Source organism: Citrobacter amalonaticus Y19 (genome assembly GCF_000981805.1).
GTDB lineage: Bacteria > Pseudomonadota > Gammaproteobacteria > Enterobacterales > Enterobacteriaceae > Citrobacter_A > Citrobacter_A amalonaticus_C.
Genome location: NZ_CP011133.1, coordinates 130,657 through 156,119 on the forward strand (window position 1 = coordinate 130,657; position 25,463 = coordinate 156,119).

The window sequence follows — 25,463 nt, forward strand, 5'->3', positions numbered from 1 at the left end:
AATGCAATCAGCAGCACATCATGAAAAACACCTCCAGCAATATATCATCGACCGGTTGGTAGAACAGGGCTGGAAGCTGGGTGATTCCAGGTTCTACGACACCGAGCGGGCGGTGTACCCCGAAGACCTGAAAAGCTGGGTCAAAACCAGCGGCCAGCAGGAAAAATGGGACAAGCTGGAACGGCTCAACGGGGCCAAAACCCTTGAAGTGCTGATGGATCGCTTGGATAAAGCACTGGAGAAACAAGGCACCATGCAGGTGTTGCGCCAGGGCTTTTCCATTGCCGGTTGCGGCCTGATCGAGATGACCGAGGCCGCACCGGAAGACAAGCGCAATGCAGCAGTCATTGAGCGCTACCAGGCCAATATCCTGCGCGTGGTGCCGGAGCTGAAGTATCACCCGGCCCGTGAATTTGCCATTGATCTGGTGCTGTTTATCAACGGTCTGCCTGTGGCAACCGTCGAACTGAAGACCGACTTCACCCAGTCCTGCGAAGCGGCCATGGATCAGTACCGCAATGATCGCCTGCCGTATGACGCCCAGACCAAACGCCGAGAGCCATTGCTGACCTTCAAGCGTGGGGCGGTGGTACATTTCGCCATGTCCGACTCTGAAATCATGATGGCGACCAAGCTGGATGGAGAAAACACCTTTTTCCTGCCGTTCAATAAGGGGCGCAAGGACGAAAGTGGCACGGTACATGCGGGTAACCCGCCAGGTGAGATTAAGGCCGATGGTACTCAGGAATACCCTGTAGCCTACTTCTGGGAGGAGGTCTGCCAGCCGAATGCCTGGCTGCGGATTTTCCATAGCTTTGTCTACGTCGAGAAAAAGGACGTGGTGGATATTCAGGGCAACTGGTCGAAGAAAGAAACCCTGATTTTCCCGCGCTTTCACCAATGGACGGCAGTGAACCAGATGCTGGCCGATGCTCGCGAAAATGGCGCAGGCATGACCTACCTGTGTGACCACAGCGCAGGTTCCGGCAAGACCAGCACCATTTCCTGGACGGCCCATGACTTGGTGAAACTGCGCGAAGATAACGGCGACGCGGTGTTTAACAGCGTGATCATTGTCACCGACCGTAATGTGCTGGACGGCCAGCTTCAGGACGCGGTGAAGCAGATTGACCATCAGTTTGGTGTGATCGCCGCCATTGACCGGCAGAAGTCATCCAAGTCCAAGAGCAAACAGCTCTCGGATGCCTTGTTGTCTGGCACGCCGATTGTGGTAGTCACGATCCAGACCTTCCCCTACGCGATGGAAGCCATCATCACTGACAAGGCCCTGAAAGGGAAAAACTTTGCTGTGATCATTGATGAGGCGCATAACTCGCAGACTGGCTCTACCGCCGCTAAGCTGCAAGCCGCGCTGGGGATGAGCGGACAAGGCAAGATGTCCACCATGACGGTGGATGAACTACTGGAGCAACTGCAAAAGTCCCGCGCCCGCCCGGACAATATCAGCTACTTCGCCTTTACCGGAACGCCCAAGCACTCCACTTTGATGCTGTTTGGTCGCCCGACAGATCCAAGCCAACCGATCTCGGACGATAACCCGCCGCAAGCCTTCCATCTGTACACCATGCGCCAGGCCATTGAGGAGAAATTCATTCTCGATGTGTTGAACGGCTATGTGCCCTACAAAACGGCCTTCAACCTTTCCAAGCAGCTTGAAGACAGCAAGCGGGTAAGCGGCAAGGCCGCCAAACGCGCCCTAGCACAGTGGATGTCATTGCATCCCACCAATGTGACCCAGAAGGTACAGTTTATCGTTGAGCACTTCACCAAAAACGTCGCCCACCGGCTGGATGGCAAGGCCAAGGCGATGGTCGTGACCAGCTCCCGTGCCGCTGCCATTCGCTACAAAAAGGCGTTTGACCGCTATATCGAGCAGCACAGCGAGTACGGCTTTATTCATTCACTGGTGGCCTTCTCCGGCAAGATGACCGGTAAGCAGGTGATGCACCAGGATGACAGCGAGTTCAAGGATGATGTGTTTATCGTCGATGAGAACGAGGAATTCACCGAGCAGAGCATGAACCCGGATGTCCACGGGCAGGATTTGCGCTTTGCCTTTGACCGCCCGGAATACCGGGTGATGTTGGTGGCCGACAAGTTCCAGACTGGCTTTGACCAGCCCAAACTGGTCGCCATGTACGTGGACAAGAAAATCGCCAACCATGTGGAGATTGTGCAGACCTTCGCCCGCCTGAACCGGACGGCACCCGGGAAGGATGAAGTCTTTATCATCGACTTCGTGAACGATCCAGAGAACGTGCGCAAGGCCTTTGCCACCTATGACAAGGGCGCTCACATCGGCGAAGTGCAAGACCTCAATGTGGTCTACGAGATCAAGGAGCGACTGGACGAGCACGGCCTGTACGACGAGAAGGACTTGGCCGCGTTCAAAGAAGCCCGCTTCAAAACCATACGTGACATCACCCATACTAAATCGCCACAGCACAAGGCGCTGTATGCCGCTACAGCTGGAGCGACGGCCTTGTATAACGACAAGATGAAAATGTTGCGCGGTGGCATGGCAACCTGGGAAGCAGCGTTTGAGAAGGCCCGCGCCAAGGGTGATGAGGCGGGCATGAAGTCTGCCGATCACCACCAGGATGAGTATGCCGAGCAAATCAAGGCGCTGATGGGTTTCAAGTCGGACCTGGGGCGCTTCTGCCGTACCTATTCCTATATCGCCCAACTGATTGATTTTGGCGACCCGGAGTTGGAGAACTTTGCCGCTTTCGCCAAGCTGCTGCAAAAGCGCCTTCAGCACGAAGCACCGGAAACCGTGGACTTGACAGGCCTGGTGCTTACTGGCTTTGACATCAATGCTCGACCCGATGACGTAGAAGACGAAGGCAAAACCCCGGTATTGCAACCAGCAGGTGCAGGCGGTGGTGGCGCGGCAGGCGACAAGCCGAAATTCGTCAAAGAGATTATCGAGAAGCTCAACAGCCTGTTTGGTGAGGCGACGCCGATCCAGGATCAGGTTGCTTTCGTTAATCAGATTTCAGCGATTACCGGTGAAAGCGATGTCGTCATGGCTCAGGTGGAAAGCAACACCCGTGAGCAGGCTATGAAAGGCAACCTCCCCGGTGCTGTGCAGCAAGCGGTTGTTCGTGCTTTGTCCAGTCATCAGAAGCTGGCAACCCAGGTGCTCAAGTCTGACCGTCAGGGCATGACCGCATTGGTTGATATGGTGTATGACCTGCTGCGTGAAGGCAAAGACATCGATCTGGGTATGGATTAAGCCGATGCTCGACCTGCTGAATCTGCCAGGCATCAAGCCGGTCGATATGCGCCACGAAGGCAAGTGCCTTGTGATAGTTGCTGAGCCGGTAACGGTCCAGGTGCCGTTATGTGGGGACTGCAACATCCCTATGCACAGACACGGTACGCGCAAAAACAAGTTCATGGACACGCCGTTGTACATGGAGCCCGTCCGCCTTGAAGTTCAGCGCCCGCGCTTTCGCTGTGAGTCGTGCGGAAAAATGTCCATGCCGGAGTTGAGTTTTCTGGATGACAAACGCCGAGCCACCAAACGGCTGGTCGATGTTATTCGGCAACAGTGCCTGGGAACCACCTTCCATGCTTTAGCCGAGCAAACTGGTGTGGCGGTGAACACCGTCAAGAACATCGCTCACGATCTCATTGAGGAACTCTCCCAAACCGTTCGTTACGAAACCCCTGTCATCATGGGTATTGACGAAGTGAACCTGGCCGGAGGGTATCGCTGTGTAATCACCAATCTGGCAACCAACAACGTCTTTGATATGTTGGAGCATCGTACTCAAGAGCATTTGAAGCCCTTCTTCAAGGATTTGCCGGATGCTGACAAGGTGGAATGGGTCTGTACGGATATGTGGCGACCCTTCAAGCGTTCCTTTGCTCAGTATCTGCCCAACGCCAAACTGGTGATCGATAAGTTCCATGTCGTCAAGATTGCCTCTGAAGCCTTGGAAGCGGAGCGCAAGAACTATCAGGCACAGTTAAGCAAAGAAGATCGCATTTACGTCAAAAAGTCCATTCGCTGGCTTACCCTGAAGCGACCCGGCAACCTGACGCCCGCAGAGCAAAAGGCGCTGGAGGTTGTAAAGCAGGCGATCCCAGCACTTGCCATGGCCTATGACTTCAAGGAAGCCTTCTTCTGCATCTACGACGAACCCGACAAGCAGAGTGCTCAGAACGCCTTTGAGGCTTGGAAGAACAGCCTGCCGCCTTATGGCATGGAGCCTTTCAAAAAACTGGTAAAAACGGTACACAACCATTACGACGACATCTTTGCCTACTGGGATGCGCCGTTCTCACTCACCAATGGCTATACCGAAGGGCTCAACGGTTTGATCAAGATGTCCAACCGGTTAGGTCGGGGTTATAGCTATGAGATCATCCGTGCAAAGACGTTGTACTCCAAAGAAGCCCGCAAGGTTGGCAGTGGTATTCGAGCAGGACGAGGCAAGGTCGAGTATGGACCGCACATTCCGACATTGTTGAAGCAGGCAGAAGGTGGAGAGTTGGATTAACGCGAGAGAGGGCGCGTCTGAGAATCCAACCAATGTTAGATTTTCGCAGGGTGGTGAAAAACAGAAAAATCCAACCAGAAGCAGCTTTTTGTCCGACTAAGAATCAAGGGTTAGAATGGATGAATTCCAACCCTAGAATGCAAATAGCCTATATTTTCAACCAGAGGTACGGCTAAAGGCTCGACCCAATGAGTTCGTTCGCCAGCTCCCTTTACACCAACATAGCGTATGCCAAGAAAATAATCCGGCAATCCATTATCCCGCAGACGTTTGCTGATGCCAGAATTATCTATTCGCCGTTTGACCAACGAATCCTGCCTGAGATTGAACGCTTCAACAGAACGAAATCCAGTGACGATCAGTAACAGAAGGCAATTGAGAGCAATTTTTTCAGTACTGCTTTCGACTCGCTGGATTAATGACACGATATTGAGGAACCCTCTAATTGTAATCAGAGCATCCTCACCATCAGTGGCCGTATCATCCAGCTTATCTTTTTGTTTTAGAGTGATTGTTTCCCGGGCTTTCCGGGTCAAATTAGTCTGATTGGTATAACGATCATCGGATACATATTGCAGTGTCACTAATGTGAAGGCGTGATGGTTTACTAATTTTTGAATCTTAACGCAACGCCCCTTGTAGTTGGCAACGTTGGGATCACCTGGCCGGGATGCAGCACTCAGAGTATCCATTGCGCTACGTACGACATCTGTAGTCAGATAGATGGGATGCGTTTGCCCGGTTAACTTGAAGAGGGCGCAGTACCAGCGTTTCAAAATAACCAGCGTTGCAACAGCAACCGCAGGGGAAATGCTACGATTTCGGCCTTGATAGATGAGTATCAGCATGGCTTTCATGAACAGCTGATAAGGCTCGGATAAAGTATGGTGCTCGTCGATCCCTTTGAGGCGATTAATTTCATCAAAACGCAATACACTAGCACCATTGCCACGTAACCAGCCGGAACCTTTTCTCCCGCATACCCAGACACGACTATCCCATGACTCAGCAAAATCTGCTGCGAGATTATCTTCAAACCAGGCTTTTTGTTCCGTAATAAAAGTGTCAAAGTTCTCGATATTTTTTATCATTGCTCGCAACCTCTGACGTGATGCAAATGACAACGGGCTATAACTGACTTGACTTCGATCTGCGTTGTTTCGTGGATAGAAATCAGTGGATTGTGAGCATTACCGATGCTATCAGAAACAGCTATCAGCTCATCGACTTCTTTAGAGATGCTATCTAATACGTCCTGGTGGTGGCCATCGAGGAAAGGGCGGTAATATAAACAACCATAACAGCAACGGACTTCACAGAAAGGGCATTCTTCATCGGCTCTTGCACAACCACCAATCTCGTAGTGAAGTCGATCACCAACCATGCCAACCACGCGTCGACCTTGCCATTCTTTTGAAGGTACCAGCTCTCCAGTCAACATCATAGCGACCATGTTTTGCCATACCGGATTGGTACCCAATGCTTTGGCTCGAATCAATGCCAGCGCAGGCGTCGCAAGAATGTAATGCTTGGCAACAGTAAGTGAAGTATGCCCCAGAATATGCGCAATTTCCTCGGCGCTGCACCCTTGCATAGCCAATGAATGGCCCACGTTGTGGCGCAAGTCGGTTGGCGTAATGGTTGGAAGAGCCGCTTCGCCACGCGCTACGGCAGCCTGATAATCTGGCGGACTGAAACTGAGAATGGCCTTGTTAATCGCCCTGGATACATAAAACGGTGCAGAGTGACTAAATTCAAATAGCTTGCCATCAGGTTTTAGTTGCGCTTGCTCGATATAGTGCCTAATTAACGCACCAATTTCCGCTGGAATCGCCAAAAAAAGACGTTCAGTCGTTACGCGCCGCTGTTTGGCGTAGGGTAGAAGTAAGCTATAGCGTATTAACCCGGTTTCGGAGTTTCGGGTATCAATGCGCAAATCTTTTGCCGCCAGCTTGGCCAGTTGTGCCGGGCGGGCCCCGGTGACATAAGTCAGTCCCAGAATTGCTGCATCTCTCATGGTGTCCAGACTGTAGTTTTTGCCATGCCGAATCGACGTAGCCATTTCAAACAAGCCTTTACTGATCATGTTTTTTTCGAGCGGATCCAGAACATGGTCGATTTCCTGATAGATGTCCCAGTCGTGGGAATGCGGGCGAGGGATAAATTCGAGGTCTTCGTAATCGTCTAGGGTGAAACCGGGGAATGCTTCGGCACAGAGGATTTTTAGGCCGAAAATGATGTAGTAGAAATATCGAGGTTCAATTTCCTGAGTTTCAAGGTAATCTTTCAACACCGTAAACGAGAAAGCAGATTGGGTTATGCAATGATCAGTTGCCAAAGACCAGGCATGGAGTACACCAGGAACCTGGGCTGGACACTTGGCAGATGCATAACGGAAGCAAATATATTTGATTAATTGGTTGCTGATTTTATCCTGACGAAAGTGGGCATAGCATCGACTGCCTGAATAATCGAATACCCAACTGTCATTTGTTGAATTAATATACTTATCATCGAAATAATCTGCTGACTTGAGATAAATACCAGCTGGTATATTAACTTTTGAAATACTTTCAACAAATACAGATGTGTAAATGGTACTGTTCGACTCATTTAACTGTTTATTGATTCGACTCATATGCACTCCATTCGTCGCATACATGAGAAAAGGTTGCTCTCAGAGCCTCGTTATCCATCGCGATTCGGTGAAGATTGGCCGTATTAGCCTGCTGTGATAGAAATCTTTTGGCATAAACATCAGGCATATGGCTATTGTGACTCCAGCCGCCAAGCAGTCGTAATTCATCCTTGGCTTCATCCATCAATCCAACGATAGAAAAATCCATGGCCGTAAGGTGTGAGTCGGCCTTAATTTTTTTAAGTTTTTCACGATAAATGCGTTGAAGTGTCAAATAAGCCCAGGTATGCCGCGTTATATGAGGCGAAATGCTTTCAATGGCATCAAAATATCCATCTGATTTATATTCAGGGTACTGCACACTCATAATGCCATCAATCCGGGTAAAGATGTCATAAACTGCATGGTATGACAGTGGAGGATGTTGTTTCTGGGTGGAAGTGAACAGAAAACTATGTGAGGCGCGATGGCGGATTTTATGGATATATAGATTCAGAAAATGATAGTCCAGTTTATCTAATGCCAGCACCCGGTTTGCATAGACATTCTTTAATGAAGGCAATCTTTTTCGCTGATCTGGTACGTCGTCATCTACTGTGGTCACAATCAGGCTGAACCGATCCCCTCGGAGATTGGGTTTAATCGAATGACACTCCAAAAGCAGTAATTCACTGACACGCAATCCATAATTTAAAAGCAATCGACAAATCAGAAAATTACGTAGCTGGATTTCACCAGCGGGGAAGGGATTAAATGGGTTTTTCTTTGAAATTGAACCGGGTGTAATGATTTGGTAAAAAGCCATGATCATCTCGGCAGTCAGACTTCGAAAGCGTTTATGGGTCATGCCATTGTTCATCTGACGAGAATGGGTAAGAGTGCGGAATTCTGCTTTATGTATCGATAACCGTCCTGTTAACTGCGTGGCAAGTCGTGTGAGCTCTTTAGGAGAGCCATCTATATATCTCGGCGAGATATACGTGTTAATCAAATATCTGATAAATCGAATAACCGCATGTACATGCCTGATGTTTGTACGACGTTGGGGCGTGGCCTGCGTAGTAGACCTGATGGTTAACACTGTTACAACTGAATGTCCATTTTCCAGAAAATGAAAAAAGGCTGTCAGTTCATCAATGGCGATCATTGGATTGTGGTTCGAGGAGTAGAAACTGAAGCAAAACGTCACGCCATGTTTCTGGTGCCAGAAATCATAGAAAAACTTGAGCGCTTGAAGTGAAGCGGATTGCGTGGCTGATGAACGAAAAGCAAGATGGTCTATAAGATACACTAATGGATATAACAGCGGCTGGCGCGTGTGAGTATCCATCAGTGCCCACAAACGCTGCCGTTGGTTGAGATTGAGTTGTGTGAGTGTGAACACGCGGCACTTATCCTCATAAACAGTATGTGTATGAACAAAGTAACCAACACACATAACGTCCTGCAAGAAGAAGATGGAGGGACAGGTAAGTGTATGATTGATCGTGGTCTGCGGGTGGTTATGAACTAAATGGACGACGGACTAAATTTAACATAATCTTTATTATATGTACTTGAATTTAAAGGCATTTGTGTTTTAATCATTCATTGTGCGCACTGGGTTTTGGCTTGGTATGAGCTCCAATTGGCCTCAGATAATTGCGACACAGAAGCTGTCTTGTCTACTACAATCCGTTCAATAAGTTACGAAGTTTGCTGACTACAGTTTTGGCCCGGGTCAAATCTATCAGTTTGGTGACTCTTCTTTCCAATACACGCTATCATGTGGACTTACATTGTATGTGCCTTTATCTTGTAAGCCCTTGCAGTATTGGCCATCCACCGTCACAATTTAATCTGGTGGCTCTGGTTCATTTTTCGGGTGGTTTGTTACTTTTACCGTTGATGTTCCAGGGCTACCGACCTCTGCATATTACGTTTACATCTCTCTTGCTCGTTTACCCTCCAGATTTCAATCCGCTAGAATCGTTCCTGTTTAACACACTCGTAATTCACTTTTTATAGTCATTTCGCGGACATTAAATGTGCGCTACAGGTGCGCATTCCTTGCTTCATGATAGCTTACTATCTAAAATGACTGGGATTTTCGATACTTTTGAACATTTTAATGAGGTATATACCATGATGAACATCGCTTGTGATGACGGCTCAACGAACGTAAAACTTGCTTGGGTTGAGAATGGTGAAATCAAAACCCATGTTTCGCAGAATGCCTTCCGCGAAGGCTGGGCAACTCCCCTTGCATTTGGTGGTAAAACTATCCACAACTATCTTATTGATGGGCGGAAATTTACCCACGACATTGGCTCAACATCTGCAATTACAACAACCCATACCTCTTTCCAGTTCGACGCTGTTAGTCGTGTAGCAATTCATCATGCTCTTTTGACGTCCGGGCTTGAGCCACAGGACGTTGAACTTACAGTGACTCTACCGGTGGCCATGTTCTTCACGAGCGATGCACAGTTGAACGAAGCTAACATTGAAAAGAAAAAGGCCAACGTCATGGGCCCAATAAGCCTGAATAACGGCGAAACTTTTCATGTTGTAAAAGTTAACGTAATGCCTGAATCAGTACCTGCGGCTGAATATCTGATTGACCCTAAAACAACCACGCAGCTTACACGAACCCTGGTTGTCGATCTGGGGGGGACAACCCTAGACCTGGCCATCATTCAGGGGGCAATGGAGGGCATATCCGATATCTTTGGCAACAGCGATGTTGGCGTTTCACGAGTGACGAAAGCTGTTATGGCAGCGCTCCAGGATGCCCAGTCTCCAAGCAGTTATGCCATTGCAGATATCATCATTAAAAACCGTCATGATAGAGATCTGATTGCTTCTGCGGTCAATGATCACTCTAAAATCGATGCCATCATTGCTGTTATCGATTCTGAGTCGAAAAATCTGGCCGAAGCTGTTGCAGCTGATATCCGTCGTCAGAATAGCGTCCACAAAATCATCCTGGCCGGTGGCGGTGCTGAGCTCATCCATTCTCATATTGTCGAGCTATTCCCTAAGCTGGATGTCATCAAAGCGCCTGACGCGCAGCTCGCGCTCGTCAAAGCTATGGCAAGCGTCTAAACGAGGTCATGTGATGGAAGAAGATAAACGTTTACTCGTCTGGCTCCGGCCCGGCAATAATCCAGAAGACGGTAAAGCTCTTGATATTATGGAGCGCTTACCCCGACGCTCCCGGGGGGAATTTTACCGTAAGGCACTGGTAATAGCCTCTGCCTTGCATGAGCTCGACCCTCGGTTAATTAATTTGCTGGCAGCGCAAACTACGACATCGTTTAATGCCGAAACGCTGAGCAACATCCTGTCGCAAACGCTGGGCATAGCCGTTGAACGGAATTCTTCATCAGTGGAAACCCAGGCCACAGGTATCCGAGCAGCAACCACCATTGATTCGGATAAGCCTGCTGAGCAGAAAGAACAAATTCCTAAACCCTCCCTGATGATGCAAAACCTCAAACGTTGAATCAGAACCGGCTACTAGTAGCCGGTTTACTCACCTTGCTCGGTTAACAGGCTCAGGTAGATCCGCAACCCCTTATCCAGTGACTCTCTAATGGCATCTGCTGCTGCCCCTGCATCCCTGTTTGAAAGTGCGAGTTCAAGCGACGAGAAAAATATTGGCCATTTCTCCTCCGAGTCAGATTCGAACGTGTAACTCAGAGTTGGCCCCAGGTTAATCCAAAGTTGGGTGACGATTTTGAAAAATTCAGGCAGATCGGCGTGTATGTAAAGCTTCAGCCGTAGAGTGAGGTTGAGCTGGTGTGCCAGATAAACATCCCTTCGATCATATGCTGAACGCAGCTTTTGGCACATAGATAGGCATTCTTCAAAGCTCTTGTCATCCATATTCAGTACGGCCTTTTCTGCCAGTTCTGGCTCAATCAATCGCCTCATTCTCATGTATTCGTTGAACTGCTCACTGGTGATGACGGGCACGAAAAAGGCATGTGATGGGGTCAAAGCAAGAGCACTACTGGCAGACAAACGTATCAGGCTTTCACGGACGGGCGTGACGCTCATTTTCATAGCATCGGCGATGTTTTTTGTTACCACCTTATCACCGGGCTTGAGGTAGCCGAGGATAAGTGCGCATTTAAGGCGATCTTCAACTCGTCTCGTTAAGCTAGGGAAGGTGCGAACAAGTTCCTGATATGAGATCATCATATTCATCCGGAGCGCATCCCAGAGGGACATCATGAGCCATCAACTCACCTTCGCCGATAGTGAATTCAGCACTAAGCGCCGTCAGACCCGAAAAGAGATTTTCCTCTCCCGCATGGAGCAGATTCTGCCATGGCAGAATATGACCGCTGTCATCGAGCCGTTTTATCCCAAGGCGGGCAATGGCCGACGGCCCTATCCGCTGGAGACCATGCTGCGTATTCACTGCATGCAGCATTGGTACAACCTGAGCGACGGTGCCATGGAAGATGCCCTGTACGAAATCGCCTCCATGCGCCTGTTTGCCCGATTATCCCTGGATAGCGCCCTGCCGGATCGCACCACCATCATGAATTTCCGCCACCTGCTCGAGCAGCATCAACTGGCACGTCAATTGTTCAAGACCATCAATCGCTGGCTGGCCGAAGCAGGCGTCATGATGACCCAAGGCACTTTGGTGGATGCCACCATCATTGAGGCCCCCAGCTCTACCAAGAACAAAGAGCAGCAACGCGATCCGGAGATGCATCAGACCAAGAAAGGCAATCAGTGGCACTTTGGCATGAAGGCCCACATTGGTGTCGATGCCAAGAGTGGCCTGACCCACAGCCTGGTCACCACCGAGGCCAACGAGCATGACCTCAATCAGCTGGGTAATCTGCTTCATGGAGAGGAGCAATTTGTCTCAGCCGATGCCGGCTACCAAGGAGCGCCACAGCGCGAGGAGCTGGCCGAGGTGGATGTGGACTGGCTGATCGCCGAGCGTCCCGGCAAGGTAAAAACCTTGAAGCAGCATCCGCGCAAGAACAAAACGGCCATCAACATCGAATACATGAAAGCCAGCATCCGTGCCAGGGTGGAGCACCCGTTTCGCATCATCAAGCGGCAGTTCGGCTTCGTGAAAGCCAGATACAAAGGGCTGCTGAAAAACGATAACCAACTGGCGATGTTATTCACCCTGGCCAACCTGTTTCGGGTGGACCAAATGATACGTCAGTGGGAGAGATCTCAGTAAAAACCGGAAATAACGCCAGAAATGGTGGAAAAAATAGCCTAAATAGGCTGATTCGATGTGTTTGCGGGAAAAAAATCGGCCCAGATCCGCGAAATTTTAATCAGCGAGTCAGCTTGGGAAGAAATGACCTGCTTATTCGCACCTTCCCTAGGTCTGCCTGACGGAGAGTAACTAATTAGTTCCGGTAAATTTCCGGGGTTTTTGAGGAAGCTTTTGTAATCATCAATCATATATCACTCATACTGAACTTTTTGACCACATAGAAAACAGAATGTTTTTAATCACATTACATATTAAGTAGATCCCTCTACCCAAATATTTCAAATAGTTCCAGTATGCACATCCATAAACTGGCATCCGCCAGAGCAGAGAAGGTGAAACGTTTATCATTCGTTCAACTCTATCAGCATGTCTGGCATTTTCAATAACAGATCTATTACTACCCCGATTTTAGGCTTAACAGAACCCATCATAAATACATGGTTAATTTTTTCTAATGTGTTTGCCTCCTATTTGTGCCAGGTCTTAATATTTTCTACTTGTGCGTCAATAACATTAATCTTTGTGGATGTATAGGTCAGGTTGCTCGGTCGGTGAATACGAAATATCTGAAATTAACCTTCCCTCAAAATCCCGCCAATCCCACTCTTTTTGAATATTCTCACCCATTAAAACACGATCCATTCTTGGGAGTTGCCAATCCATATAAATCAGTAAGAGAGCCATTTCTTCTTTTTCATTAATAGTCATGCCCTGCCCAGATTTATAGGCTTCTTTTGTGAGTTGATAGATCTGAACAGAGTTTTCAATAATGTATTTAAATATTTTTTCTGCACAGCCGGAAATGGCAATTGATTTTTGCAAATTAACGTCATTAACGAGTTTGCGTGTATCTATTTCCCAGTTCGTGTATAAATCAATCTCTGCGGTATACTGTTGATTTGTGTGTAAAGGAACACCGCCAAAGATTCGGCAGTAGAGTTCTACTGCATCGGCCTGTTCCAGGCAATTAGCCATGTAGGGAAAATCAGGCAACGTGGAATGAATCAATTGGAGGTAAGCTAACCTCTGAACAACCTTTTCATATGGCTGGTCAGTTTCCACGCCATAGAACATGTCTTTATTGATGTCATAACGATGAGTGATCCTGATCTTCGCCATTGCTAGCCTCTTAATTCAGATACTTGGTATCAGCGTCGTCCGCACGAGCGGCATTACCAGCTACTAACTGAGCGCATTTTGCAACGCGGACAGAGTTGCCAAGGTTGACCCTGTCGAATTCAGCCTTCAGCTGCTCATCAGGCTTAGCTTCGTTTACAGTTTCCAGAATCCGGCTAGCATACTCGCTACCCTTGGCTTGATTTCCTACCATCTTGCCCAGTACACGGCCAGCTTTGGATTTTGCTTCAGCCAGGCGTTCCTCGCCATTTTCGAGATAGTCCTTACATGCGATAACCGCAGCAACCTCGGAAGCATGAACTTTCATCACGTCATTCAGTTCGTCACGAGATGGAGAGTTATCAGCTGATATTGCGAAACTTGATGCGTTAATTGCAAATAAACAAACAATCGTATTTAAAATCATTTTTCTCATGGCAGGTTTCCTTTTTATTGGTTACGAGGCAATGCTGCTTCAGACAGTTTGTAATTCAATATTGATAAGTAGGCCAGAGGTATAGTTGCTGCTGGTATTAACCATTCATACCTGAGCGATAAGTATGACCATGAAAGTAATACAACACCAGAGATAGCCGAAAATGCGAACAATGGCCCAATATTCAAAAAGGTACTTTTACAAATGACGGGTATACTTTTCAATAGAGAGCCCTTACACCGCGTCACTGTTGGTATGAAGAAAACGAGCATTGGCGTAGCGATAAATACGCTCAAAGTTGCAAGGGCGTACATATTAAAATACAAAATGAGATTGGAGTAAGCCAGGCTAATGTTCGTGAATATGGGTTGTTGATTTACGACATGGTTGGATTCTCCAGCAACCGCTGAGGCAATCATAAACTTAACCAACCACAAGATAACGATCATTAGTACCGTCAGGAATAACGCATAAACTAACACAACGATAAAGTTACGTAGTTCTTGCCAGATATTTAATCTTAGTTCTGAGCTTTGATATCGGCATAAGATAGCCGTAAGGTAGAGGGTTAGTACAACAGGCTGTAAGATAAAAAAGGCAAGCCCCTCCATTGTCACATTTTTCATGATGAGTGTGAGGAGCCCACCACCAGCAATTATCGGCAAAAATATTGCCAAAAGGCCTGGAAGAGATGCCAGCGCCTTCAGAGAGGACAACATTATTTGTTTGGTATCGTCGAAAGTTAATTTATTGAAAAGAAATGCTGACATTGTTTTTCCTCTTCATGTAGTTGGCTCAATTGTCGCATGTTGAAAAATTTGAATAGCAATTAACATCGACAAACTGATGGCGTTTTCTTCATCCCATTTTCTCAGAACAGTTACGGGTGACGAATTAAACTCTGTCTGCTCTTCCCTTCCCCACTATTCATGGGCATCTACTGAGAAAAGTTTTATGGATTCGCCGGTTCCTTCAAAGGCGTTGTCATAGCAACCCAGTATATTGATGTCGTAACCAGGCCCGGCTTCCCGGCTTAAAATATGCTCCTTTGCGCTTCCTGGCAGTATTGCTATCAAGCGTCCTCCCGGTTTCAGGAATCTCATCGCATGTTGGAAATGTGCAATCCAGCGTGTTTCGCTAAATGGAGGATTCATCAGAATTCTTTCAAACAATCCGGTATTCTCAGGCTTAACCAATAGAAAATCATTAAGGGTGACGTTCCAGCGCAGGCCTGTAATTGCTACAGCTGCGGGGTGTATATCAAAACCGGTAACATCCACCCCCTCTGGTAACCCTTTCAGTAGCGCACCAAGTCCGATACTCGGTTCCAGCAAGCGCATACCTGAAGCCACCATACATTCATCAATCGCTCGTTTCTGGAGTTCTCCGATCGTTGCATAGAACTGGTGCGTATAGCGGTCAGGGATAGAACCATGTAAGGCTAGTAGCTTGAATGCTTCAACCGGGCTAAAGTCAAAGTCATATACTTCTCTATATCTTCTGACAGCACCCAAAGACTCCCATATGCTCACCAGCTCTTTTTTCTCACTTACAGACTGATTGTCCCGCAGGATAAAAGTGTGCGGCCCCGGTGACTGGTGTTTGCCCGCGTTAAAATGGTCATTGGCATATGATACTAAGGAGTTAACAGCAGAGAATGATATCAACTGCGACCGATATTCATTGATTTTTACAGTTCTTGCGGAGCTATGGCCGGTGGTGTGTCGGCGATCGAGAGGAATGCAGTCTGGCATTAAATGAGATAGTACCAGATTGAGATTGTCACATGTTTCCTCCTCAATCAGGATATGCACGTTGCCGTTAATAAACCCCTTCACTTTAAGACTATCGTTATCAATACTGACCCATTCGCCAGGGTTACTCATCATGTACTCTTTGACCGCAGTAGAATTCACATCCTCAGCACCACTACGCCCATACATCAGTCCAATAACCTTACGCAGGTCATTAAAATAGTTGAGATAGTTATAGGATCTGCGGTTATCTCTGCTTGGTAAGCAGTTGGCTATGATGAGTTTGTTGCTGAAGCCCTGGGCCCGGTTAGTCTTATGCATAGCGGAGAGCTTTTGAAAAACACCATGAACCATCTGGGCGAAGTAGTCTTTTTTCTCTTCATTCAATGCGAACGCGGTAGAAAATATACTTTCTTCGTTGAAGGTAACAGGCTTAAGCTTTTCAAAATTTGATTCTGATGATTTTCGCCATGCCCTTAAACTTTTGTTCCATTCATCGTATCTTGCGGTGGGCATAAATGGTTTTACGCCGGTCAGATTGAGCAGCTTTTGCCAGTACTTTTCATCGAGGGCACAGCGGGCCCGTTCCATACAGAACAAATGCTCTACAGCCAGCGTATACTTGATCGAATTGTCACAAGAATCACAGAACATTCGCCATGATTCATCATGCCGGTTCCGCATAACTGCATCATACATGGCCTGCATGTGCTTTAGTGTTGTGTTGTATTCCACCAGCAGATCGCGCATGGCATTTAGTTTTTGAAAGCCGTCATGTCCAATGAGGCCACTTTGGCCGTCTACGGGATTGGCATAAAGGCTGAGGACGTCTGATTCATTTTCATAGTTATTCGCTAATACTGCTGTCGGTAGGCTCATCAGATTTCTCCAAATAGAGAAATTATGAGACAGGTATGGCAGGTGACGAAGCAAATCGACGAACTACATAAGCCGGGACATTGGGGATACCGTGAGGCACAGAATTGACCGTAAGCCCAAAAAAAAGAGACCCCAGTAAGGGGTCTTAAATGAGGTATATATAACTATCAGATCACAGAGCCCGTAACAGACTACTCAACGTCCTGAATTTCAGGAAGCTTCAACCCTTTCGGATAGAAGATTGTATGAACAGTCAGGTCAGCCAGGAACGTAGATTTGATAATTAATTTTATTATAGGGTTAATACTATCCCAAGAATCGGGCGAATTCCAGATAGTGGCATCACACCTTTCGTGATACTGGTTAACGCCAGAAACATGGCCAGCCGTGCAGCGAATTGGATCGGTTGATTCATGCTCGCATTTAGGGCAAATATAGCGCCGCAGCCGATGTTCACCTAAATCCATGTCAAAATCGTGAGGGGTTTCCCAGCAATGAACGTTTTCAAGCTCAGGTAGCCTGGAAGGAGTGTAAAAAGCCCACGGTACTTCCGTACCTCGCAGCACTTCAAGTGCGTGTATCACCCGCTCAGGTTCGATTTCAAGCACGTCACTGTATGCTTCTATTCGATCACGTAACAGGCTGGCCATTACAGAGATGGTATGAATATCGATACCGGCTGCTTGAGCGTCCCTTTCCAGTTGCTCAATAACGACATCAATACTTGCTGGTGGTGCAGATATAAATAACTGCGTTGCGGCTTCTTGACGTGACATATACGAGGTTCCTTCGGTTACCGGTGACAGTAACCGATATTTTCCCCCCGCTACAGCTGGTCACGAATTTTTTCAGCTTGTACATCGGATACCAGAACACAATCACCTGTTGCAGAATTACAAACGTAATATTTTCCGTCCTGATGCTGCTGTAATTTCAGGTTTGTACCAGGAAGTGACACTGTAACGCCACTCGCTTCAAACTGGCCTTTGCTGGTGGTGAAAAAGTTGTTTTTTGCGAGGGTTCCGGCTTTTAAATCCACCCCACTGATCACTTCGCCCAGATCCCATTCGTTCATTACTGAGCGTTGTTTATGGATCAAGGAGCCAAGGCAGACAAACACCACGACACTGATTGCAGCAAGGCCCATAAGGTTTTTAAACGAGTGGTGGGATTTCAGGTCAAGTGTCCTCGCTTCTTCCAGCTGCTCAGACGTTAACTGGACAGCTCGATTGTTACGCGAAGGTCGTTTACGTTGGTTAGCAGTCATGGTTCACCTCAGTTTGAAGGAGAGATAATTTTAAACCAGCCAGTATATAAGCGATCTGTATTGGGTGAAGCGAATCATCTATGCTCATGGCCAGTCTACCCTTCTGATTGGTATCATCGGCTTTGCTGCCTCGGTACTGGAATCCGTATCTCTTCCTGGCAAGTTCCAGGCCAGCCAGCATGTGTTGGACTTGCTGTAAGGATAATGAATCAATTTGCAGAGACATGAGCCTGTTTTTCTGTTGACACAGACCAAAGTTCTCCCTCGACTCGAAATCGTCGGGGTAAGAGTGTAATAGCCCATCAACCGAGCAGGCATTCAGCTTATCGAATTCACGCTCAATACCCTCGACCGAGAAATATCTGTCTCGAACGGACTCGACTCTACATTTGCTGAACTGTCCATTTTGCGTGGCAATAAATATGGTTGCGCCTTCGGTCAGGTCTCCAGTCCAGTTAGTATGATTAGTCATATGCGCTCCGTAATGGGCCTACTAAACAATATTATCACGGCTGACAATTTGTCGAAGCAGTTGGCGATACGCGCCATGATAATGTTAAATTAATCGTTTATTCGATAGCACGAGTTTTCTCTGAATACTGTTCAAACCAGAAAACAATGGGTTTCTCTACGACGCTTATCTGGCCGAATCTTTCTGCCGTTCTGAAATTCATACTACTCTTCCGCGCCCTTTCAACCTGTAGACTTATTTGTTTGCGGAACATTTCCAGTGAATATGTTGTTTTGAGCAGGTTGCAGGGCGCACAGGCTGGGAAGAGATTTTCTATGCAGTTAGCACTTTCATTAAACACTTCACCGGTAGCCTTAAGCTTAAATTTCCCTCTGGCCGCAGCTTGCATATCCTGGACGGATTTCCTTAGCACAGGTTCTACGTGATCAGCGTGCCAACCTTTATCTTTCAGAACCTCGCCACAATATGCACATCGACCACCAAATTTAGCCCTCAGTACTATTCTTTGTTTTTTTGACAGAGACATAATAAATTCCTTCTGGAACTAAGAGAATCGGCCATCGTCTATTGATTCCGCGATGTTAACTGCCAGGGCATTATCGTCCAGGCCTGACAACGTTTCATAGCGAAAGACAGGAATGTGAGTTCTTTTAAAAAGGGCAATAATGAACTCTCCTTCAGGCTGAGCGCTGATAGCATCTTCATTGATCATTGCTAGCACTAGTTCCCCGGTATGCGCATCGGAGAGAACAAAATCGAACACGAATTCATCTGCGTACTGTTGGGCCTGAAGTACGTCAACCGGGGCAACCGGCTCATCTTCGAGCTCCAGTTCAACTAAGTCCCGGGCAAGCACCTGGGGCGCGATAATGTACTGGCCACTGAACACCGCACTCAAGCGAACATAAAGATCCATAAGGACTTTTGGCAATATCGTGTTTTTTTTGATGAAGTATTCACTCAACCCATCAAGTGCGGCGTTCTCGTCGGCATCGGCATTTATATCTGCCTGCTGATCATGCTCGTCCAATGGTTGCTGAGTTTGTTTTTGTTCTCGTTTTGTTCGACCCGCATAGATAAGAATGAATGCAGCAAAACAAAGAAATATCAGAACTATTGCGAGAGCGACTATATATTTTAGAGTCATGTGCGAAGTCCTATAGTCTGGAGATACTCTGGCTCTTTGAATTTCATATTTTCTGGAATGCGCCTCATCACTTTTCTGATGTATGGTTTTTCAGTTGTCTTCAGTGTTTCTAATTGAGATTGATATTCCTTAGTTCTCAAATCATGCACTTCACCCAGTTGGCCTAATAACTTCTGTAGTTTCTTTAAGGCTTTACTGCACTGCTCTTCGGCATTATCCAGTTTTGAAACATTGAACCAGGAGAGAATATCGATAGCAGGATTTAAAGTAAGATCAACTATCAGATCAAGCGTGTCATCAGGTAAGCAAACATCAATGGATGATTTCAGGTCAGGCATTTCATCGGCTAATTGCTTAAGCGCACTCATAGCTTTCTTTAACGAGCTGCTGGCGGAAGATGTGTCCATTGCAGAAAATACAGATACGACTTTATTGGTAGTAAACATATCCAGTAATTCAAGCGAGGAAGCGCTATTACAATCGTTTCTTGCTGTTTTCAATTTTTCGCGGGCATTTTCCGCAAGTTTGAGTAATCTGCCTGATTCTTTATATTTTATCTGAGCCTCTTTCCAGCAAGTGACTTGATGCTGGTAGAGTTCGCCATCTGGTGAGTTCATAATTTCTTGAAGCGAAGACATGACTACGTATTGAAGAGAGATATCCCTGCATTTAGCTAGTAGCTGGTTAAGATGCAATTCACATTCGTTCAATTTTTTTTGCGCCGGTGTCTTAATGAAGAGGCCAATAAATAGTGCCCACAATGAAGACTGTCGCTCTCTTGTTTCTTTAACCAGACCTTTAACTGCCAGAGCACGGGCACTGTTAGCATTTTCAACCTGGCTTGATAATTCTTCGAGTTCTGTAGTAGTAATCATCGCTCACCCCTTTAATGGAAGGTATTTTCTGGTTGTTTGGCCTCGCCCCCGACAGCTGGTTGTTCGTCTGACGGCGTTGTAATGAGTCCCGGGCTTTCACCACCGAGGGCTTTTATCATTGCGTCCAGAACCTCCATCACAACAGAGGTAAACAAAACGAAATCAGCATCAAATCTTTGGGCGTGATCTTCTGGTGAAATATCATCGTTCTGTTCAATAAGTTCTTCCGTAAAGGTCAGTCGCGAAAAGATGAAATTGTCATTCAGGATAAAAAACATCTGGTTCATCCAGCCCAGTGCAACTTTTGTGACAAGCTTTCCGGCCTCGATATGATGAGCAATTTCATCGCATATCAAATCCTGTCGTTTTGTTGTAACGACTCCCCCGTTTTCGAGCACATCTTTGAGAGTTGCTTCGTCGCATAAAGCCAGGCCAGGCGGTAGGCTTCCTGTTTTGACCCACTCTGTTAACGTCAGTTCTACCGGTGTTTCCAGCGTGAATGGGATAATAGGCAGTGAGCCAATAGTTTTACGCAGCAATGCTGTTACATCATCTGCTTTCTTATGGCTGGTGGTTTCAACAAGCAGCAGACGTGATTTAGTATCCACCCAAATGTTTGTTGTGCTGTATTTGCTGAAAGCCTTTGGTATGAGCTCAGCGAGGACTGCATCGTTGACGGCCTGGATCTCCATTTTCTTTAGCCTGCGGTTTTGCTCTTTCTCCAGTTTCTGAACCCGGGTTCGCACGATTTCTTTGATTGACGCGGGAGGAAGTATTTTCGATTCGTGCTTAACAGTCAGAAGAATGAGATTATTTGACTCATGCTTTAACAGCTCGACATCTTCACCCAATGGCGGGATCCATCCCGACCGTGCCATATCATTAGGCCCGCAGGGAGTGTATTTCAACTCGTTTAACTGCTCATCCAGCTTGTCTAATTCCAGTGCTTTTTGGATGCGGTAAACTACAAGGCTTTTGGGTTTAAATTGGCTCATCGTGGCCCTCAGCTGTTGCTTGATTAATTTTAATAAGGTCAGAGACACGCTCGCGGATCACGACGCACTCCCAGTAAGTCAGAGGCTTTGAGCTCAGCGCTTCTTTAAACTGCGCAACGGCTATATCTGGTGTAATCCGATATTGTTCGGCGATATCCTGACAAAATTTCTCAGTCTGCGGGTTATGCAGCTTTTCAGAACAATGGAACCGTTTCATGCCGCAGCTCCCTTTTTCGACATATCCGCTAATTTGACCGCGAAGATTTCTGATGCTGTTTTCCCATCCCCGCTGCCTTTAAATATGCTTCTTCGGGCCGTCACACCATGTATAGCGAAGTCTTGATAAAGCTCACGAATATCTGGCGCGTCGTGGCATGATGCGATGACATGAATCCCGCGCTCAGGCAGCGCCTGGAGCAGTCTGGTAAGCTCAATCTGCATGGCTGGTGTAAAACCGCTGGCATGGTAAGCCGTGAATTTTCCGGGATTAACATAGGGTGGATCGCAGTACACCACATCACCCTGGCGGGCCATTGACAGCGTTGTCTGGAAACCGGCGCACAATAAAGTTGCTGAGGACATTTTCTCAGCCATTGCGTATAACTCTGTCTCTGGGAGATAGGGGTTGGCGTAATAACCCCAGGGGACGTTAAAGATACCTTTCCGGTTGTATCGGCATAGTCCGCGATGGCCAAACCTATTCAGATAAATAAACAGAGCGGCCTGAGTATCGCTTGCACTATCATGATTATTGAACTGGCTTCGCAGCTCATAATAGACGTCCTCTGAACGCCCGAGACAGTAAAGGCGTTTAAGTTCAGAAAGTACCTTTTCAGGTGACTTAAAAATACTCTGATATGTATCGATCAGGTCGCTATTAATATCGGCCAGAATGTATTCTGGATAATTCGTATTCATCATTACAGCGCCTGAACCGCCAAAGGGCTCAATAAGCCGACCACCTTTCGGCAGTACATGCTTAAGACTCGCCATAATGTTGTGTTTGGCTCCTACCCACTTCAGAACGCTTTTCATTTCATTCTGGCTCCAGAATATTAGGACGCAGTGTTCGCGATCAATGGGAGCGAGATGGCATACTGCCATCCCGTCAGGAAGCTTGTTTTAAAGTTATCACGGCCATGAAATTGGCTATTTCGAAAAGGCCGACAAAACGGGAGCGTTTTATCAGACTCGGACTGGCATGATGATGTCGTAAATGTTTTTGTTTACTGAGATCAAGATGCCCGTCGTTGTATCGCGCAAAGCAATCTGCACGGCTTCTCCTTCTTCCGAACACGCCCCCAGGCTTGCCAGCGATTCCAGCAGGTAATCAGCATTCATACCGATATCAACCATTGCTTCGGGTTTGCCTGCCTCTTTCGCAATGTCCATCACCTCTTTGCAACTGATTGCATTTGTGCCGGGTGATTTAAGTTGTAGGGCGTTGTCTTTGAATGACATCACGCAAACACTGGTGTTGTTTGGTGAACCCTCCTTAAGCAATGGGGTTGCGCGTTTTAGAGCGGTGGTGAGTTCAGAAGGATTAACCTTAAACAGTTCTGTATTTTTGGCTACCGTGCTGGCTACTCGCTTCCAGTCCGGGTAACGGCCATCGACAAGATTTGAAATGACTGTATGGCTTCCGAGCGTAAATGCCAGGTTTCGGTTGCTGTAGTCAATTTTGAATTGACCCTGGCTACCGCTCAGGATTTTATGGAGCACCGGTAATACCCCGTTGGGTAAAATCACACCTGCATTCGTGTTACTGATTGAGGTTGGTGCGGTCGGATATTGAATCTCATCGCTCACGTCATCGCTGAAGTCGATATCATGAGAACTGACTGCCATACGATGTCCATCAGTGGCCACAGCAATAAATTGGCCATTATCGATGCCGAGATAGACCCCGTTCATATAATGTCGGACATCGTTCTGCGCCGCTGCGTGGCTGACACGCTTGATAATCTGACTCAGCATCTGCGTCGGAAAGTAAACACTGTAATTATGTTCGAGCGTCTCTACCTGGATTTCGGGTATATGGTCTAAGCAAACCGGGATGTTATAGGAGTTTTTGTCGGTGCGGATGACCAGATGGTTTTTTGCCGCATGGAAACGGACGTTAATCTCATCTTCACCACGCATGTTGCGGATTAAAGAAAAGAGTTGTGTAGATGGTACTGATACGTCCATATCACCATTGACCGCCGATACCGTACCTTTACTGGTGATTTGTGCAGAGTTTAAGTCAATGCCAAGAGCAGAAAGACAATCCCCACGTAACCGCAGCGTGATCATCTCCAGTACCTTCATTGCGGGAGAACGGCGAATAACCATACACGGCATTTCGATTATTTTGAGAAGTGCGTCAGCGGAAATATCAAACCCTGGAAGCTCTTTAAATGATAAGCGTCTGGTCTTTGGTTCAACTGCGTCAACTGTAGATGCGTCGGTCATTTTAATGTCTCCCATAATTATCCGTGATAAATAAATCGTACCCCCGGTCAATCAAGTGACGAATAGCAAATTCTGTAAAAATGCAGTTTATTTGTGGTGGTGGCGATAACCTAATTCAAACGCGAACTGCCATTGATATTCATTTAGCGCATATCCAAGGGATGTGATGGCCTCAACGATTTCATTTATAATGTGGTTGCCTGAATTCAATCTGCGCTCGTAATACCAACCTATATCAAATGCGATTAGCTGGAGGCGGAAAAGATGGATCTGGGGAACGTAACCGGTAACACAGCTGAGCGCCTTTATATAAATAAGTTCCCCTTCCATCTCGGACAGAAAAACCATATCAAGAATATTGGGCGCAAAATTCGTCATGGTGTACATAAATTGAGCTTCTTTACGGAGTCTCGCGCAACACATCGGATACCTTAAAGTAGCCGAGTCGATGCATCATTTTATTGATCTGACCTACTTTGCCATCTGCCCCTTCATATCTGCTTAACCGGTGAAGCAATATACGCATAGACATCAATACACTGTCTGATGCGTTATCACCACGGGTAAGTAGTTTATCAGTACTGTCTGAATATGACCCCGTCAGTGCAGCACTCACCAGATCCCCGGCAATTGCATCCGGGTGGCACAATGCCATTAAGCCGATAATCAATGCCTGCCGATTAAGTTCTGTTTCGGTCAGGCCTGTTTTTGAAGTGAGTTCTGCTAGTAAATTATCAGTGCTCATTATCATGATCCTTTTGCTTGTGTTCTCCCGGTTGAACGGCGGAAGATTCTTTACTACTGCGTGAAAAAACATCCGCGACCAGAAATTTAGCCTTCTCTGAAGGGCTCATAAATTTCCAGAGTTCATCAGGATATTCATCGGCCTGCTTTTCAGATTTTTTCAATCGGGAGATTCCTTTTAATTTTGCAGCCATGCGACTCCGTCCATACGGACGGATTGGCATTGTGAAATTCTGCTGCGAACTATCAATCAGACCAGTAAAGTGACGACCCATATAAATACCTCTAAGTGCAGTAGTTATTTTTCCCGATTTACGTACCAACTTTTAATGTCATACTACGGGATAGCATTACTGCAACGAAATATTCAGGGATTGTCTACGGCGTTTTGAAGGTGTTATCCATTACCGTTTTACTTCTCGCGACCCAGTCATTTGCATCACTGCAATTGATGTTTGCTGCTACGACCTGGCGGGCGGATGTATAGATTGGGCTTACATAACCACCATCCCCGGCAACTACCAGCCGGATGCTGTTGAGATATGCGTATACAGGATCCTGTAGGATTGTAGAATCGATGGATGCCTGCTGTTTGCAGCTGTCGCTACGCATCTTAACAACATCAGTTGCGACCATGACACATTCAGGGCATTCATTTTTAAGCTGAATGAACTGAGTTGGTGTCTGCCCCGCCGCTGGACTTCCATCGGCTCTCAGAGGAATATTAGCTTCAGCAATATTGATGCAGAAAGATGAACCCGCAATAAGCGCCAGCAATAATTTCTTTTTCATATAACCTCGCCTTATCTAATTCAGATTTATCGAACTGAGCTTACTGCTTTAAGTGGAGAGTAAGAAAAAAAAAGGGTGACAAAACGGGGGGTGTTTTTTAACCTTAATCATACCCCATAT

Annotated in this window: 27 protein-coding genes and 1 pseudogene; 6 read left to right on the plus strand and 22 right to left on the minus strand. The window is 46.9% G+C overall.

The window, feature by feature from the left end; translation table 11 throughout:
* Position 1: 1 nt before the first annotated feature.
* Positions 2-3,259: a type I restriction endonuclease subunit R gene (locus F384_RS26855; protein ID WP_046499093.1), complete on the plus strand. Its 3,258-nt coding sequence runs from the start codon at positions 2-4 to the stop codon at positions 3,257-3,259.
* A 4-nt stretch (positions 3,260-3,263) separates the two neighbouring features.
* Positions 3,264-4,532 carry an ISL3-like element ISKpn25 family transposase gene (locus F384_RS26860; protein ID WP_040217779.1) on the plus strand — a complete coding sequence of 423 codons (1,269 nt, stop codon included), beginning with the start codon at positions 3,264-3,266 and terminating at the stop codon, positions 4,530-4,532.
* Between the two features lie 149 nt (positions 4,533-4,681).
* On the opposite strand, the pseudogene F384_RS26865 reads toward F384_RS26860, so the two are convergent.
* The 3 genes and pseudogenes from F384_RS26865 to F384_RS30260 form a co-directional block, all read right to left on the minus strand.
* Positions 4,682-5,623: pseudogene (locus F384_RS26865) on the minus strand (hypothetical protein); the annotation flags it as partial.
* Positions 5,620-7,170, minus strand: a complete 1,551-nt coding sequence (locus tag F384_RS26870; protein WP_046499103.1) for a site-specific integrase — start codon at positions 7,168-7,170, stop codon at positions 5,620-5,622. The pseudogene F384_RS26865 and the gene F384_RS26870, both read right to left, overlap by 4 nt.
* Positions 7,154-8,554: a site-specific integrase gene (locus tag F384_RS30260; RefSeq protein ID WP_023223900.1), complete on the minus strand. Its 1,401-nt coding sequence runs from the start codon at positions 8,552-8,554 to the stop codon at positions 7,154-7,156. The genes F384_RS26870 and F384_RS30260 overlap by 17 nt, the downstream gene beginning before the upstream one ends.
* A gap of 740 nt (positions 8,555-9,294) precedes the next feature.
* Here F384_RS30260 and parM point away from each other — a divergent pair.
* Entirely contained in the window at positions 9,295-10,257 is a 963-nt protein-coding gene (gene parM, locus F384_RS26880; RefSeq protein ID WP_046499539.1) for a plasmid segregation protein ParM domain-containing protein, read from the plus strand.
* Positions 10,258-10,270: 13 nt separating this feature from the next.
* Positions 10,271-10,657 (plus strand): plasmid partitioning/stability family protein, encoded by a 387-nt coding sequence (locus F384_RS26885; protein ID WP_046499110.1) that lies wholly within the window; start codon positions 10,271-10,273, stop codon positions 10,655-10,657.
* 26 nt (positions 10,658-10,683) lie between these two features.
* Here F384_RS26885 and F384_RS29665 read toward each other — a convergent pair whose 3' ends face one another.
* Entirely contained in the window at positions 10,684-11,364 is a 681-nt protein-coding gene (locus F384_RS29665; protein ID WP_162200271.1) for a GntR family transcriptional regulator, read from the minus strand.
* 25 nt (positions 11,365-11,389) lie between these two features.
* Between F384_RS29665 and F384_RS26895 the strand changes: the two genes are divergently transcribed.
* Positions 11,390-12,370 carry an IS5-like element ISKpn26 family transposase gene (locus tag F384_RS26895; protein ID WP_046499114.1) on the plus strand — a complete coding sequence of 327 codons (981 nt, stop codon included), beginning with the start codon at positions 11,390-11,392 and terminating at the stop codon, positions 12,368-12,370.
* A complete protein-coding gene (locus F384_RS30705; RefSeq protein WP_313859659.1) occupies positions 12,352-12,531 on the plus strand; it encodes a hypothetical protein in 180 nt (59 codons plus the stop codon). The genes F384_RS26895 and F384_RS30705 overlap by 19 nt, the downstream gene beginning before the upstream one ends.
* Before the next feature lie 394 nt (positions 12,532-12,925).
* Here F384_RS30705 and F384_RS26900 read toward each other — a convergent pair whose 3' ends face one another.
* The 18 genes from F384_RS26900 to F384_RS26985 form a co-directional block, all read right to left on the minus strand.
* The gene (locus F384_RS26900) at positions 12,926-13,531 is read right to left on the minus strand and encodes a hypothetical protein (protein WP_046499117.1); all 606 of its coding nucleotides are present in this window, start codon (positions 13,529-13,531) and stop codon (positions 12,926-12,928) included.
* A 10-nt stretch (positions 13,532-13,541) separates the two neighbouring features.
* Positions 13,542-13,964 carry a hypothetical protein gene (locus tag F384_RS26905; RefSeq protein ID WP_020996145.1) on the minus strand — a complete coding sequence of 141 codons (423 nt, stop codon included), beginning with the start codon at positions 13,962-13,964 and terminating at the stop codon, positions 13,542-13,544.
* A gap of 14 nt (positions 13,965-13,978) precedes the next feature.
* Positions 13,979-14,734: a hypothetical protein gene (locus tag F384_RS26910; protein WP_008786822.1), complete on the minus strand. Its 756-nt coding sequence runs from the start codon at positions 14,732-14,734 to the stop codon at positions 13,979-13,981.
* A gap of 153 nt (positions 14,735-14,887) precedes the next feature.
* A complete protein-coding gene (locus F384_RS26915) occupies positions 14,888-16,597 on the minus strand; it encodes a DUF4942 domain-containing protein (RefSeq protein WP_020996144.1) in 1,710 nt (569 codons plus the stop codon).
* 191 nt (positions 16,598-16,788) lie between these two features.
* The gene (locus F384_RS26920) at positions 16,789-17,373 is read right to left on the minus strand and encodes a hypothetical protein (RefSeq protein WP_020996143.1); all 585 of its coding nucleotides are present in this window, start codon (positions 17,371-17,373) and stop codon (positions 16,789-16,791) included.
* Between the two features lie 50 nt (positions 17,374-17,423).
* Positions 17,424-17,864 carry a hypothetical protein gene (locus F384_RS30575; protein WP_020996142.1) on the minus strand — a complete coding sequence of 147 codons (441 nt, stop codon included), beginning with the start codon at positions 17,862-17,864 and terminating at the stop codon, positions 17,424-17,426.
* Positions 17,854-18,336: a hypothetical protein gene (locus F384_RS26930; protein WP_008786818.1), complete on the minus strand. Its 483-nt coding sequence runs from the start codon at positions 18,334-18,336 to the stop codon at positions 17,854-17,856. Before F384_RS26930 ends, F384_RS30575 begins: the two co-directional genes overlap by 11 nt.
* 97 nt (positions 18,337-18,433) lie before the next feature.
* Positions 18,434-18,862 carry an HNH endonuclease gene (locus F384_RS26935; protein ID WP_008786817.1) on the minus strand — a complete coding sequence of 143 codons (429 nt, stop codon included), beginning with the start codon at positions 18,860-18,862 and terminating at the stop codon, positions 18,434-18,436.
* An 18-nt stretch (positions 18,863-18,880) separates the two neighbouring features.
* Positions 18,881-19,483, minus strand: coding sequence for a DUF2726 domain-containing protein (locus F384_RS26940; protein ID WP_008786816.1), 603 nt, complete (start codon positions 19,481-19,483; stop codon positions 18,881-18,883).
* Positions 19,480-20,358 carry a hypothetical protein gene (locus tag F384_RS26945; protein ID WP_008786815.1) on the minus strand — a complete coding sequence of 293 codons (879 nt, stop codon included), beginning with the start codon at positions 20,356-20,358 and terminating at the stop codon, positions 19,480-19,482. Before F384_RS26945 ends, F384_RS26940 begins: the two co-directional genes overlap by 4 nt.
* Positions 20,359-20,369: 11 nt before the next feature.
* Entirely contained in the window at positions 20,370-21,353 is a 984-nt protein-coding gene (gene rdgC / locus F384_RS26950; RefSeq protein ID WP_008786814.1) for a recombination-associated protein RdgC, read from the minus strand.
* Complete coding sequence (locus F384_RS26955; protein ID WP_008786813.1) at positions 21,340-21,570, minus strand: hypothetical protein; 231 nt, start codon at positions 21,568-21,570, stop codon at positions 21,340-21,342. The genes rdgC and F384_RS26955 overlap by 14 nt, the downstream gene beginning before the upstream one ends.
* Positions 21,567-22,388, minus strand: coding sequence for a DNA adenine methylase (locus F384_RS26960; protein WP_008786812.1), 822 nt, complete (start codon positions 22,386-22,388; stop codon positions 21,567-21,569). The genes F384_RS26955 and F384_RS26960 overlap by 4 nt, the downstream gene beginning before the upstream one ends.
* 150 nt (positions 22,389-22,538) lie before the next feature.
* Positions 22,539-23,822, minus strand: a complete 1,284-nt coding sequence (gene dnaN, locus F384_RS26965) for a DNA polymerase III subunit beta (RefSeq protein ID WP_226991675.1) — start codon at positions 23,820-23,822, stop codon at positions 22,539-22,541.
* A gap of 72 nt (positions 23,823-23,894) precedes the next feature.
* Positions 23,895-24,194, minus strand: coding sequence for a hypothetical protein (locus F384_RS26970; protein ID WP_032941605.1), 300 nt, complete (start codon positions 24,192-24,194; stop codon positions 23,895-23,897).
* Positions 24,195-24,207: 13 nt separating this feature from the next.
* Positions 24,208-24,552 (minus strand): hypothetical protein, encoded by a 345-nt coding sequence (locus F384_RS26975; RefSeq protein WP_020996139.1) that lies wholly within the window; start codon positions 24,550-24,552, stop codon positions 24,208-24,210.
* Positions 24,542-24,826: a hypothetical protein gene (locus F384_RS26980; protein WP_020996138.1), complete on the minus strand. Its 285-nt coding sequence runs from the start codon at positions 24,824-24,826 to the stop codon at positions 24,542-24,544. Before F384_RS26980 ends, F384_RS26975 begins: the two co-directional genes overlap by 11 nt.
* 103 nt (positions 24,827-24,929) lie before the next feature.
* Positions 24,930-25,343 carry a hypothetical protein gene (locus F384_RS26985; protein ID WP_008786808.1) on the minus strand — a complete coding sequence of 138 codons (414 nt, stop codon included), beginning with the start codon at positions 25,341-25,343 and terminating at the stop codon, positions 24,930-24,932.
* Positions 25,344-25,463: the final 120 nt, after the last annotated feature.